This is a genomic window from Amycolatopsis sp. CFH S0740 (genome assembly GCF_004522315.1).
GTDB lineage: Bacteria > Actinomycetota > Actinomycetes > Mycobacteriales > Pseudonocardiaceae > Amycolatopsis > Amycolatopsis nivea.
In genome coordinates this window covers 114777-126861 of the sequence record NZ_SDLS01000009.1, presented here as the reverse complement: position 1 = coordinate 126861, position 12085 = coordinate 114777, and the positions used below count along the sequence as shown (strand labels likewise).

13 protein-coding genes are annotated in these 12085 nt (G+C 69.8%); 2 read left to right on the top strand and 11 right to left on the bottom strand.

Annotated features, from left to right (window positions below):
- Positions 1-604 precede the first annotated feature (604 nt).
- From EIZ45_RS17905 to EIZ45_RS17895, 3 genes are read right to left on the bottom strand one after another with little or no spacing between them, the layout of a single operon-like run.
- Positions 605-1897: a geranylgeranyl reductase family protein gene (locus tag EIZ45_RS17905; RefSeq protein WP_043836124.1), complete on the bottom strand. Its 1293-nt coding sequence runs from the start codon at positions 1895-1897 to the stop codon at positions 605-607.
- Between the two features lie 10 nt (positions 1898-1907).
- Positions 1908-2597 (bottom strand): demethylmenaquinone methyltransferase, encoded by a 690-nt coding sequence (locus EIZ45_RS17900; protein WP_037818876.1) that lies wholly within the window; start codon positions 2595-2597, stop codon positions 1908-1910.
- A 10-nt stretch (positions 2598-2607) separates the two neighbouring features.
- Complete coding sequence (locus EIZ45_RS17895) at positions 2608-3261, bottom strand: DUF4386 domain-containing protein (protein ID WP_134663691.1); 654 nt, start codon at positions 3259-3261, stop codon at positions 2608-2610.
- Between the two features lie 81 nt (positions 3262-3342).
- Between EIZ45_RS17895 and EIZ45_RS17890 the strand changes: the two genes are divergently transcribed.
- Complete coding sequence (locus tag EIZ45_RS17890; protein ID WP_167756481.1) at positions 3343-3801, top strand: MarR family winged helix-turn-helix transcriptional regulator; 459 nt, start codon at positions 3343-3345, stop codon at positions 3799-3801.
- A 62-nt stretch (positions 3802-3863) separates the two neighbouring features.
- Here the strand turns inward: EIZ45_RS17890 and EIZ45_RS17885 are convergent, their stop codons facing one another.
- Both EIZ45_RS17885 and EIZ45_RS17880 read right to left on the bottom strand, forming a co-directional pair.
- The gene (locus EIZ45_RS17885) at positions 3864-4967 is read right to left on the bottom strand and encodes a glycosyltransferase (protein WP_134663689.1); all 1104 of its coding nucleotides are present in this window, start codon (positions 4965-4967) and stop codon (positions 3864-3866) included.
- A gap of 3 nt (positions 4968-4970) precedes the next feature.
- Entirely contained in the window at positions 4971-6089 is a 1119-nt protein-coding gene (locus tag EIZ45_RS17880) for a glycosyltransferase family 1 protein (RefSeq protein ID WP_205669979.1), read from the bottom strand.
- A gap of 176 nt (positions 6090-6265) precedes the next feature.
- Here EIZ45_RS17880 and EIZ45_RS17875 point away from each other — a divergent pair, with 176 nt between their 5' ends.
- Positions 6266-7099 carry an inositol monophosphatase gene (locus EIZ45_RS17875; protein ID WP_043836136.1) on the top strand — a complete coding sequence of 278 codons (834 nt, stop codon included), beginning with the start codon at positions 6266-6268 and terminating at the stop codon, positions 7097-7099.
- A gap of 52 nt (positions 7100-7151) precedes the next feature.
- On the opposite strand, the gene EIZ45_RS17870 is transcribed toward EIZ45_RS17875, so the two are convergent.
- The 6 genes from EIZ45_RS17870 to menD form a co-directional block, all read right to left on the bottom strand.
- Positions 7152-7613: a DUF3592 domain-containing protein gene (locus EIZ45_RS17870; protein ID WP_134663688.1), complete on the bottom strand. Its 462-nt coding sequence runs from the start codon at positions 7611-7613 to the stop codon at positions 7152-7154.
- A gap of 9 nt (positions 7614-7622) precedes the next feature.
- Positions 7623-7844: a hypothetical protein gene (locus EIZ45_RS17865; RefSeq protein ID WP_134663687.1), complete on the bottom strand. Its 222-nt coding sequence runs from the start codon at positions 7842-7844 to the stop codon at positions 7623-7625.
- Positions 7835-8281 (bottom strand): hypothetical protein, encoded by a 447-nt coding sequence (locus EIZ45_RS17860; RefSeq protein WP_134663686.1) that lies wholly within the window; start codon positions 8279-8281, stop codon positions 7835-7837. The genes EIZ45_RS17865 and EIZ45_RS17860 overlap by 10 nt, the downstream gene beginning before the upstream one ends.
- A 57-nt stretch (positions 8282-8338) precedes the next feature.
- Entirely contained in the window at positions 8339-9853 is a 1515-nt protein-coding gene (locus tag EIZ45_RS17855) for a M1 family metallopeptidase (RefSeq protein WP_134663685.1), read from the bottom strand.
- A 91-nt stretch (positions 9854-9944) separates the two neighbouring features.
- On the bottom strand, positions 9945-10289 hold the full coding sequence (locus tag EIZ45_RS17850; RefSeq protein WP_200864430.1) for a hypothetical protein: 345 nt from the start codon (positions 10287-10289) through the stop codon (positions 9945-9947).
- 31 nt (positions 10290-10320) lie between these two features.
- Positions 10321-11997: a 2-succinyl-5-enolpyruvyl-6-hydroxy-3-cyclohexene-1-carboxylic-acid synthase gene (gene menD, locus EIZ45_RS17845; RefSeq protein ID WP_037818922.1), complete on the bottom strand. Its 1677-nt coding sequence runs from the start codon at positions 11995-11997 to the stop codon at positions 10321-10323.
- Positions 11998-12085 lie beyond the last annotated feature (88 nt).

Genomic DNA, 12085 nt, shown 5'->3' with positions numbered 1-12085 from the left:
CCGCCCCGACTCGATCTTGTGACGTATCACACTGACCGGCCGGACAACCGATTGCTCCAGCCGGGTAATGCTCCGGACCCGGAACGCCTGTACCACCCCGAAACCCGGTCCCCGAACGCCCCGTCACGCCCGGCCCCGGACGCCCCAAGGTGGCATTGGGTGCATGTCACGCACCCAATGTGGCGTTGGGTGCATCTGACGCACCCAACGCCACATTGGGGGTTTCTCGGTAGCGAGGGGGCGGCGGTTCGTTCCGGCGGAGGTTCGTGAGGGCCACCTGAGGGACGCTGATTCCCAATGCCAGGAACTTAAGCGGCGTGGCCTCAGTCCCGCTCACCGTCCGCAAGAGACGCCACCACTGCCTAAATGCCCGATTTATACTCATATGCCCGTGTCTTGCGGGACGTGAGGGCCACCCTGAGGGAATCTGATTCCCTCAGGGTGGCCCTCACGTCCCGCACGTCCCGCGTCCCAGGCCAGACGAGACCTTCGACCTCGGCGGACACGGCGAACGCACCTGCAGCGCCGCCTTAAGTTCCTGGCATTGACGCTGATTCCCGCAGAGTTCCCCCCACGTACCTCGGCAGCGCGAGCCAGGCTGAGGTCAGCGCGGGCTGGGGGTGACGCGGGCGAGAGCCGCGATCAGCCGGTCGACGCCGTCGCCCCCACGAGCGTCGTAACACCCGGAAAGCCCCTTGTACACCAAGGGAAGAATCTTGTTGACCCGCAACCCGTACTTGGTAGCCGCGTGCATGATCTTCGGCTTCCCGATCAACTTCGCGAACACGTTCCCCAGCCGGTAATACCCGCCCATCAGCTCACCGACAGCACGGGGATACCCCTCCAACGCCCGCTCCCGGGACGGCCCCTCCGGCCGGGCGAGCGCCTGCACCACAGCCTCGGCCGCGAGCTGCGCCGACTCCATCGCCGCCGAAATCCCCTCGCCGTTGAACGGACTCACCATCCCCCCGGCGTCGCCGAGAAGCAGCAGCCCGTTCCGGTAATGCGGCGTCCGGTTGAACCCCATCGGCAACCCGGCCCCGCCGACCTTGCCGATGGCGTTCTCCTCGCGGTACCCCCATTCCTCAGGAGTCCCGTCAAGCCACTGCCGCAACAACGCGCGATAGTCGGTGTTCCGGAACGACGCCGAGGTCGACAGCATCCCCAGCCCGACGTTGACCGTCCCGTCCCCCAACGGAAACGCCCACCCGTACCCAGGCAGCAGCTTCGGATCCCGAGGATCAGACCGGTCCCACAGCTCAAGATGCCCCTCGATGAACGGGTCATCATGCTTGGGGCTCTTGTAATACCGCCTAACCGCGACCCCCATCGGCCGCTTCTCGTTCTTGTCGATCCCCACGCTCAAGGCGAGCCGCGCCGACACCCCGTCGCAAGCCAGCACCAACGGCGCCCGGTAGCTGACCGGCGTCTTCTCCGGCCCGACCTTCGCCTCGACCCCCACGACCCGGCCGGAAGCATTGGTAATCGCCCCAGTGACCGTGGTCCGCTCGTACAACCGGGCCCCGGCCTTCACCGCGGTCTTCGCCAGCAGGTCATCGAAGTCCTGCCGGGTCCGGGAGACCCCGTACGGCGGATAATCAGTGAGATCCGGCCAATCGAACTCCAGCGTCAGATCCCCGGTGAGAATCCGCAGCCCCCGACTCCGGACCCAGCCCGCTTCCTCGCTGGTGTCCAGACCGAGGTCGATCAACTGCTTCACACCCCGCGGCGTGAGCCCGTCCCCGCACACCTTCTCGCGCGGAAAGACGGTCTTCTCCAGCAGCAGCACGTCCACCCCGGCGCGCGCGAGGTAGGTGGCCACGGTCGAACCAGCCGGTCCAGCCCCGACCACGATCACTTCGGCGTCGTGGTCCGGGCTGCGGCGCGAAGTCGTCATGCCGCCGAGTTTAGGCAGGCTTGCGCGCGCGGTGGATCGCGACGACGCCGAATGTGAGGTTCAGCCACTCCACCTCGGTCCATCCGGCGCTCGCGATGATCTCGCCGAGCCCGCGCTGATCGGGCCAGGCGAGCATCGATTCGGCCAGGTAGGAGTAGGCCTCGGGGTTGGTCGAGGACCGGCTGCCGACCCAGGTGAGCAGCTTGAGGACGAACCGCCGGTAGATGAACCGGATGGGGGCGAAGGTGGGCGTCGACACCTCGCAGATCACCAGCCTGCCGCCCGGTTTGACCACCCGCAGGATCTCCGCGAGCGCGCCCTTGGTGTCGACGAAGTTCCGCAGCGCGAGGGAGATGGTGACGGCGTCGAAGCTGTTGTCGGCGAACGGCAGGCACATCGCGTCCGCGGCGACCATCGGCACCTTCCGGTGCAGGCCCGCCTTGAGCATCCCGACGGAGAAGTCGGCGGCGAGGCACCAGGCTCCGCCGCGCGCGTACTCGACGGTGGACACCCCGGTGCCCGCCGCGAGGTCGAGCACCTTCTCTCCCGGCTTGGCGTCCAGCACGCGCGCCGTGGTGGTGCGCCAGCGCCGGTCGAACCCGAACGTCATGAACGAGTTCGCCCGGTCGTAACCGGACGCGACGCCGTCGAACATCGCGGCGACTTCGTGCGGATCCTTGTCCAGGCTCGCTCGGGGCATGGGTCCGAGATTAGTCCGTCCGTGCCGCGCGGTCGCGCGGGAGCAGGACGCTGGCGGCGACCAGCCACGCCAGGCCGCCGAACCGGCCGACCGGGATCAGCGGATACAGCGCCGGGGTCAGCAGCGACAGCGAGGCGAGCACCGCGGCCGCGGCGACCACCAGCCCGGCGACCGACAGCCAGCGCGGCAGCAGGTTCAGGAACAGCGCGGGCACCGCGATCCCGGCGATCAGCAACGCCAGCGGCACCACGAAGCCCGGCCCGCCGGACGCGAACGCGAGGCTGGTCAACGCCCGAGCCACCGCCGGCGTCTCACTGGACTGCGCGGCGGTCCAGGTGATCAACCCGCTCATCGCGAGCGCGGCCGCGGACAGCACGCCGCCGGTCAGTCCGATCACCGCACCCAGTGCCGCGACCCCGAGCCGCCGCTGTCTGCGATAGGCCGTCGCGGCCCAGACCGCCAACGGCACCGACGCGCCGAACACCGCGAACGCGAGCAGCTGCACAACGCCCTGGTTGCCGCCGATGTACGCGGCGACCTCAGCCGCACTGGAATCCGGCCGCGTCCCCGTCGCCCCGAGCACCGCCGACGCGACGGTCAGCACCCCGAACGCCAGCGCCGGTGCCAGCAAGGGCGGACCGCCCTGTCGAGTCATGGTCGTCATGGCAAACCTCCAGGTCAATTAGTTGCACTACTAGAACGATTACGCTGGTGTAATGGATTGTCAAGCGATACGGTTCAGGGCATGCAAGGACCTCCGCAGTTCGGCAGCGCTTTCCTGCTGGCCCAACTGGGCGCACACGCGACCCAGCGCTTCGCCGAACGCGTCGCGGACCTGGGCCTGACCCCGCCCCAGACCGGCCTGCTCCGGGCGATCGCGCGGCGGCCCGGCGAGAGTCAGCAGGTGCTGGCCACGGAACTGGGCACGCCGCCGACCCGGCTGGTCGCCCTCGTCGACGGCCTGGAGCAGCAGGGCCTGATCGAACGCCGCCGCAACCCCCAGGACCGCCGCCTCTACGCGGTTTTCCTGAGCGGCAAAGGCCAGGAAACGATGGCCGCACTAGCGAAAGCCGCCGCAGCACACGAAGACGAGATGATGGCCGCACTGTCCACAGAGGAACGTTCGGTGCTGCGCGACCTGCTGGCCCGAGTCGCCGCCGACCACGACCTAACCCCCGGCGTCCACCCCGGCTACCGCGGCTAGTTGTCCGTGAAGGGCTCCTTGAGGGAATTAGGTTCCCTCAAGGAGCCCTTCACGGACCTTTGTCAGCCCAGCGCGGCGAGCATTCCGCGGACTGAGTTCGGCCAAGCGAACTCCTCCGCCCGCGCCCTCGCGGCTGCCCGCCGGATCTCTTCAGGACTATCCAGCAGGCCGGTCACCGCGCTGGCGAACGCGGGCGCGTAGTCAGCCACCGCCGCCCCACAGCCGGGTCGCACGATCTCCCGCAACGCCGACGACGCCGAAACCACCACCGGCGTCCCCGAAGCAAGCGCCTCCAAGGCCGCCAGTCCGAACGTCTCGTGCGGTCCCGGAGCGAGCGAAACATCCGCGCTGGCCAGTAATCGAGCTACCTCGCCGCGTCCAGCCAAGAAGCCGAGGAACGTCACCGGCAAGCCCCGGGCCCGCCGTTCCAGCGCCCGCCGCCGAGGCCCGTCGCCCGCGATCACCAACCGCACCCGAGCCCCGGACTCCGTCAGCTCGGCGACCGTATCCACGCTCCGCTCAACATGTTTCTCTGGCGACAACCGACCACAATGGACAATCAACGCGTCGGCACCGCCGGCCAGCGCCGACCGCCACCCGGAATCCCGCATCGACGGCGCGAACGTCGCCAGATCCACCCCCAGCGGCACCCGCCGGACGTTGGGCGCGGCGATCCGCTCGAACTCCGCGTGCGCGAAGGCAGTCGTGCACACCACCGTGTCGTACGACGCCGCCATCCGCCGGTTGGCGGCATCCGCGACGTGCCGGGCCATCGCTCCGGGCAGCAAAAACTGCTCCAGCAGCCGGTCCAGCCGCTCGTGCGAAATGACCATGCTGGGTACGCCGTTCCGCCGCGCCCAGACGCCCATTCCGCGCAGGGTCAGCCGGTCGGACACCTCCAGCCGGTCCGGTTCCAGCCGCCGCAGCACCGCGCGGACCCGCTGCGGATCGACCGCGCGGTACCCGCCAGTGCCGGGAATTTGCAAGGCAGGCAACGAATACCGGCAGACCCCGGTCGGCAGCGTTTCCACCGCGTACCGCCGCCCCGGCACGACCAGCGTCACCCGGTGCCCGCTGGCGACATACCCCGCGCCGAGGTGGTTCAGCGCGGTCCGCAGCCCGCCGGACCGCGGTCCGTAGAAGTTCGCCAGCTGGACGATGTGCATGGCTCAAGCCGCACGCGCGACTCGGCCCTGTACCGCTTCGTAGTGCCCGACCAGCTCCCGGCACACCGCGGGCCACGTGCGGCCCAGAACCACTTTCCGCGCCTTCTCGCCCAGCCGGGCGCGCAACGCCGCGTCCCGCAGGTCGTCGACCTTGGAAACCAGCGCGGGGCCGAACGACTCCCGGTCGGCAGGCAGCAAATACCCGGTCCGGCCAGGCAAGACGAGATCCTTCGGGCCGCCCGCGTCCGGCGCGAGCACCGGCAGCCCGGACGCCATCGCCTCCTGCACCGCCTGACAGAACGTCTCGTGCGGCCCGGTGTGCACGAAAACGTCGAGGCTCGCGTACGCGACCGACAGCTCGTCGCCGTACTTCGCGCCGAGGAAAGCCGCGCCAGGCAACCGTTCCCGCAACGACGGCAGCTCCGGTCCGTCACCGACGACGACCACGCGCACGCCCGGCACCCCGGCCAGCACGGTCAGCCGGTCGACCTCCTTCTCCGGCGCGAGCCGTCCGACGAACCCGACCAGCAGCTCGCCGTTCGGCGCGAGTTCCGCACGCAGCGCCGGATCCGCGTGTGCCGGGGAAAACCGGCTGACGTCCACGCCGCGCGCCCAGCGGTGTACGCGCGGAACGCCGTGCAGTTTCAGCTGTTCGATCGAGTCCGAGGACGGCGCGAGCGTCCGGTCGGCCCGCGAGTGCAGGCGGCGCACCCAGCGCCAGGCCGCTCGCGCGCCGATGCCGAAGCCGTACGACGTGGCGAACCCGGCGATGTCGGTCTGGTAGACGGCGATCGACGGCACCCGCAGCCGTCTGGCCGCGGCGAGCCCGCGCGCGCCGACCACGAACGGCGAGGCCAGGTGCACGACGTCCGGGCCGAAATCGGCCAGCGCGGTCAGCACGGTGCGCGTCGGCAGGCCGATCGGCAGCGAGTTCACGCCGGGGAAATCCAGCGCCGGAATGCGGACGACCGGCGCGCCGCGGTAACTCGCCGGACCCGGCCCCGGGGCGACGACCAGCACGTCGTGCGCGGATTCGACCAGGTGCTCGACGACCCGCAGCACGGAATTCGTCACGCCGTTCACCTGGGGCAGGAAACTTTCGGTGACTATGGCGACTCGCACGGCGTCACTGTCGCAAAACCGCAGGCAGGGCGGGCCAATCCCGCGTAACCGACCGGCCAACGGTGGCGAAACACTCCGCAGCGTCCGCGCCCGGGCGCCGACCGTCGAAGAATTCGCCACGACATGTCATCTTCCGGTCGTGTCCCGGACACCAGGAACGCCCAGACTAAGCAGGCATGACCCTCTTGTCCTCCAGGCCGTCGCGGCCCGTGGAACCCGGGCTGCTCTCCCGAGCACTCGAGGTCGCGGGGCGGCTGGCGAACGACGCCACCGACGTGATCACCGCGACCGCGGGCCGCGGCGCGCACCCGGCGACGCTGGATTCGCCGTTCGACTGGGTCACCGACACCGATCGGATCCTGGAACGGCACACCCGCCGCGTGCTGACCGCGGAGTTCCCCGGAATCCCGGTGGTAGGCCACGAATTCGGCGCCGACCACGGCGCGGACGTCGCGGAGTACCGCTGGGTGGTCGATTCCGTGGACGGCACCGCGAACTACGTCGCCGGAGTGCCGTGGTGCGCCTACAGCCTCGCCCTGGTCGACGCGAGCGGCCCGGTGGTGGGCGTCGTCGCCGACCCGTACCGGGCGCAGATCTACGCCGCCGCCCGCGGCCGGGGAGCCCGAGCGAACGGGAAACCGCTGAAGCTGGTCGACCGCGCGGGCACCGCCGGAGCGATCGTCTGCACCGAACTCGCGCGCAAGGGCCCGTGGCCGGGAATGGGCGAGTTCATCGAACGAGCGGCAGCCGCCCACGCCGGGGTGCGGGTGCTGGGGTCGGCCGCGCTGTCGATCGCCCAGGTCGCACTGGGGCACGCCGCCGCGGCGGTGCTGCACAGCTACCACGAATGGGACGTCGCGGGCTCAGTCGCAATGGCGATCGAGGCGGGCGCGGTGGTGCTGGACAAACACGGCGAGGACGCTGCCCTGCCTACCGACGGACTGCTGGTCGCCGCGCCTGGAGTGGCCGACGAAGTACTTGGGTGGTGGCAGGAAACCGCCGGGACGTAGGGGGCTCGTGAGTGTTTATGCCGGTTCTAACCGGCATAAACACTCACGAGCCTCACACCTTCGCGTGCACCGGTTCCGGAGCAGCGGACCGGTCCCGCTTCATCGACCGGCGCAGCCACCACAACAGCGGGCCCGCCACCAGCCACGTGATCAGCACCGTCATGCCCACCGGCAGCAGCGTCAACGTCGCGGTCCGGCCGGCGACCCTGGTCAGCTCGGGGTTGGTCGCGTCGTACTCGATCGCCACCAGTTGGCCGGCGGCAAGACCCGACGGGTACAGCACCCCGGTCGGCGGGCTGTGCACGATGCCGTCCGGGGTCTGGTACTGGATGATCGTACGGTCGAAGGCCACCGACTCGACCGTCGCGTTCGCCGTGCCCAGGTGCGATTCGATCGCGCTGTCGTTGCGGAACGCGGCGAAAACCAGGCTCACGCACATCACCGTGAGCAGCACAGCCACGCCCAGCACGGCGAACCACGCGATCCGCCGTGCCTTCACACTCCTGGCTGCCACACCGAGAGTTTAGTCGGGTGCGCCGACCAGCTCGGCACTCGGCAGCCAGTGCGCCCGGTACAGCACGTGCAGGCAGTACGTATTGACCAGCACCCGAGTTGTCCAATTCAGATCCGAACACGCGTGGTGCGGCGTTTCCTCGCCCGGAGCAGAACCCGGAGCGCCGAAGGCGAGGTCGAAGAAGTACTCCGCCGTGCGCCGGAAGACTGCCGCACTGCCGGTCAGGAACATCGTGTCGGCGTGGATCCGGTCGTACAGCCGGTCCCGAGTCTGCCAGTACGGCCGCTCCACCGGACGTCGATCAGCCGGATTCGCACCGTGTGCGGCCGGGCCGGGCCAAGTGCCGCCCTCAGCCGAGGCCAGTGCGATGCTCGCAGCTGCGCGGTGTGCTGGCTCAGTACGAGATCCAGCGGACGACCGTTGCACTCCGGCTCAGCGGGAGTCCGACCAGCGCGCAACGGCAGGTGGATGACCGTATGCCGGGATCGCGCGGCCAGCAGCCACAACACCCCGATCCGATACGCCGCGCGGCGGTCGACGCACATTTGCGGGTACCGGTCGTTTTCGTACAACACCGCGGTGTCCAGAGCGGGATCAGGGCGCAGCACCCGCCACTCCCGGCCGTCGAGCCGGGCGTGGCGGAGCTGCGCCCGCACTTTCATGGCCACTGAATCCTCCTTGAGAGAGCGGAACTCTCCAGGATCCCGCGGCCAGGCAAGCGAATTTCAGTGCCGCTCAGCCGCCGCCAGCGCGCGGTGGTTCGCCTGGATCTGGTCCCACGCCTTCGGCTTCGCCGGGACGGCGGACGCCTTAGCCGCCGCGACCGTCCCATTAGGACCGACGGCGGGCTTCCCCTTGGTGAACAGCCAGGTCTGGAACAGTTCCTGCAACGGCTTGCCAGACACCTTCTCGGCGAGTGCGATGAAGTCCGGGATCGCCGCCGCTTTACCGGCCTTGGCCGTTTGCCACTGCTGGAGGATCGAGAAGAACGCCTGGTCGCCGACCTTGGTGCGCAACGCCTGCACGGCCATCGCACCACGGTCGTACACCGCGCGGTCGAACTGGTTCGGCTCGCCCGGGTCGCCCGGCAGGACCTGCCAGAACGGGTCGTCGGCGGCGTAGGAGTCGTACGCGTACTGCGCGAGTTCCGCGGTCGTGCCCTCGCCCTGGTGCTCGGACCACAGGTACTCGGCGTAGGACGCGAAGCCCTCGTTCAGCCAGATGTCGCTCCACTTGCCCAGCGAAACGTTGTCGCCGAACCATTGGTGTGCGTTCTCGTGCGCGATCAGCGTGGTGTTGGACCCGGCGGCGAAGTTGCGCGCGCCGTAGGTCGGCCGGGTCTGGTTTTCCAGCGAGAAGGTGATCCCGCTGGTCACGACGCCGCCCTCGGCCTCGAACGGGTACGGCCCGAACTGCGACGCCAGGAACTCGTCGACCTCCGGCGTGCGCTCCACGCTCGCCTTGGCCGCGTCGAGCGAATCGCCGAGATCGGAACCGTAGGCGGTGATGAACGGCTTGCCGTCCGGCGTGGTGGACTGGACCACGTCGTACTTGCCGACGATGAACGACGTCAGGTAGGTCGCCTGCGGTTTGGTGCTGCGCCAGTTCCACCGCGTCCAGCCGGCCCGCTTCTTGGTCTTCTTCACGAGCGTGCCGTTCGAGATGGCGGCGAGCCCGTCCGGAGCCTCGATCGACACGTCGTAAGTCGCTTTGTCGGTCGGGTGGTCGTTGGAGGGGAACCACCACTGCGCGCTCTGCGGCTCGTCGATGCCGAGCGCCCCGAACGCGCCCTTCTTCCACGTGTTCAGTCCGCCGACCTTCTCCGTCGACGGGCTGTCGGAGTAGCTCACGACGACCGTCGCGGACTGGCCCTTCAGCAGCGGCTGCGCCGGCGTGATCACCAGCTCGCCGTCGCCGTTCTGGTTCGTGAACTGCGCGGGCCGGTTGTTCACCAGCACCTTCGACGCCTTGAGCGCGAAGTCGAGGTCGAAGCGCGACAGGTCCTGGGTGGCGGTGAGCAGCAGCGTCGTGGTGCCCGACAGGACGTCGGTCTCCGGCTGGTAGCTCACGCGGATGTCGTAGTGCTGCACGTCGGTGCCGCCGTTGCCGGCGTTCGGGTAGTACGGGTCGCCGACCCCCGGCGCGCCCGGTGCCGGCACTGCCGAGGCGGTGCCTGCCAGCAGCACCGTCGCGACTCCAGCCGCAACCGCCCCGATTCCGGCCCGAGTTCTCGATCGCATGGTTCCTCCAAGGTGGCCAATGCGACCGAACGTATCCACGTGAGCACCCCACAGGTACGTCCGAACGACGGGTTCTTACCCACTGGGAAGATCATCCGGATTCGGCGATCCACCACGCGATGGCGATCGGGATGCCGTACAAGATCGGGCCCGCGTACAGCCCCGGCCACGGTCCCCAGCCGCGCCGCACGGCGAGCCCGGCCATCGCGAACGACCCGGCGATCGCCGCGAACCAGCCGACCCACGGCAGCGACGCGACCGCCTGCTGTCCGGCCGCGCTGCAGATCGCCCTGCTGTCCCCGGCGAAGCAGTTGTCGCTGGCCATCACCAGAAACGACGAAAAATACGAGCACACCAGCCCGATCAGTGCCAGCGCCGCCACCGCCGCGCTGAACCAGGCCCACCGGCCTCGCGGGCGCAGGTCCGCCTCGTTCACGAAATCCCCCATATTCACCGGCCCCCGCCGGTTAAACCGTCCCCACCGCTTCCGCGACCGCGGACTTCAGCCGCGCGTGGAGATTCCGGTGCTGCGCCCGGTCGACCCGGACCTCGACGACCCGCAGGCCCGGCGCGGGCCGCAGCGCGGCACGGAACTCTTCGACTGTCTCGGCCAGGACGTGCGGCACCCGGTAACCCGCGCAGAGCGCGCCCAGATCCGCGCCGTGCGGCGTGCCGAAGACGCGCTCGAAGCTCGCCGAGTGTTCCGGCGCGCCCTGCTCCAGCAGCGAGAAAATGCCGCCGCCGTCGTCGTTCAGCACCACGATCGTCAGGTCCGGCAACTGCTCCGCCGGACCGGTGAGCAGGCCGGACGCGTCGTGCAGGAAGGTCAGATCGCCAAGCAGCGCGTACGACGGCGCGCGGTGCACAGTGGCCGCGCCGATGGCCGTCGACACCGTGCCGTCGATCCCGGCGACGCCGCGGTTGCGGTGCACCAGGACGTCCGGACGCAGCCGTCCAGCGAGCGCGACATCGCGCGTCGGGTTCGAGGAGCCGACCACCAGCAGCGCGCCTTCCGGCAGCGCGTCGACCAGCTCCGTCGCCACCCGTACGCCGCTCGGCCACGGCTCGGCGGCCAGCGCCGTCGAAACCGCCTGGCTGGCCGCGGCGTCCGCGCGCTGCCAGCTCGCGAGCCACTCTGGGTCCGCGGGCTTCGTCGGTTCGGCGAACCACTGTCCGACCTGGCGGACGTTGTGCGCGGGCGCGGGCCAGTCCGAATCCGGACGCACCAGCAGCACCTCGACCTCCGGGTCCGACAGCACCTTCTGGACCTGCCGGAACACCGTCGGACGGCCGAGGCACAGCACCTGCTCGGGCCGGTGCCGCGAGATGAATTCCTCGACGCCCAGCAGCCAGGCTCCGGACGACATCGCGGTCGCGCCGGACAGGCCGAGGCCGCCGGTCTCCGAAACCACCGGCCAGCCGTGCTGTTCGGCCCACTCGCTGGCCGCCTGCGCGCCGGTGTCGCACGCGATCACCAGGCCGTGCCGCGCCGAGGGGACCACGAACGAGGGCAGCGCGCCGAAGTCCGGCAGCTCGGTCCAGCGTTCGCCGTCGGGGCGGCCTTCGAGCGATTCGTACCACTCGCCGTCATCGTCGAGATCCGGCACCAGCGGCTCGCGGAACGGGATGTTCAGGTGCACCGGCCCGCAGCGCCACTCGCCGTACGCGGCGTTCCACGCGCGGCAAATCTGGCTGCGCCAGTAGGAGTTCTGCCCGGCCCGACGTTCGGCGACGGCCAGCTCGTCGAAGTAGCGGACCGCGTCGCCGTACAGCTCGTACTGGTTGATCACCTGGCTCGCGCCCGCCGAACGCAGCTCCGGCGGACGGTCGGCAGTGAGCACGATCAGCGGCACGCCCGCCCGGTCGGCCTCCAGCACGGCCGGGTGGAAGTTCGCCGCCGCGGTGCCGGAGGTGCAGACCACCGCCGCCGGACGGCCGGTGCGCGCCGCGATGCCGAGCGCGAGGAACGCCGCGCCGCGCTCGTCGATGCGGACGTGCAGCTGCAGCCGTCCCGAAGCGGCGGCGTCGTAGAGCGCGATGGACAGCGGCGCGTTGCGAGATCCTGGACACAACACGACGTGCGACACGGTGTTGCGGACGAGTTCGTCGACGATGACCCTGGCCTGCGCGGTGGACGGGTTCACCGGCAGGCCCCCATTAAGGAACCGTCCGACGGGCACTCCCCGGGGGCGGCGTCAGGCACAGCGATCATGTCCACAGGTCCTATTCTCC

Excerpts from the sequence above, each read along its gene's own strand:
- EIZ45_RS17905 (WP_043836124.1), bottom strand. The coding sequence starts at position 1,897 with ATGACGACTTCGCGCCGCAGCCCGGACCACGACGCCGAAGTGATCGTG.
- EIZ45_RS17900 (WP_037818876.1), bottom strand. The coding sequence starts at position 2,597 with ATGCCCCGAGCGAGCCTGGACAAGGATCCGCACGAAGTCGCCGCGATG.
- EIZ45_RS17895 (WP_134663691.1), bottom strand. The coding sequence starts at position 3,261 with ATGACGACCATGACTCGACAGGGCGGTCCGCCCTTGCTGGCACCGGCG.
- EIZ45_RS17890 (WP_167756481.1), top strand. The coding sequence starts at position 3,343 with ATGCAAGGACCTCCGCAGTTCGGCAGCGCTTTCCTGCTGGCCCAACTG.
- EIZ45_RS17885 (WP_134663689.1), bottom strand. The coding sequence starts at position 4,967 with ATGCACATCGTCCAGCTGGCGAACTTCTACGGACCGCGGTCCGGCGGG.
- EIZ45_RS17875 (WP_043836136.1), top strand. The coding sequence starts at position 6,266 with ATGACCCTCTTGTCCTCCAGGCCGTCGCGGCCCGTGGAACCCGGGCTG.
- EIZ45_RS17865 (WP_134663687.1), bottom strand. The coding sequence starts at position 7,844 with ATGTTCCTGACCGGCAGTGCGGCAGTCTTCCGGCGCACGGCGGAGTAC.
- EIZ45_RS17855 (WP_134663685.1), bottom strand. The coding sequence starts at position 9,853 with ATGCGATCGAGAACTCGGGCCGGAATCGGGGCGGTTGCGGCTGGAGTC.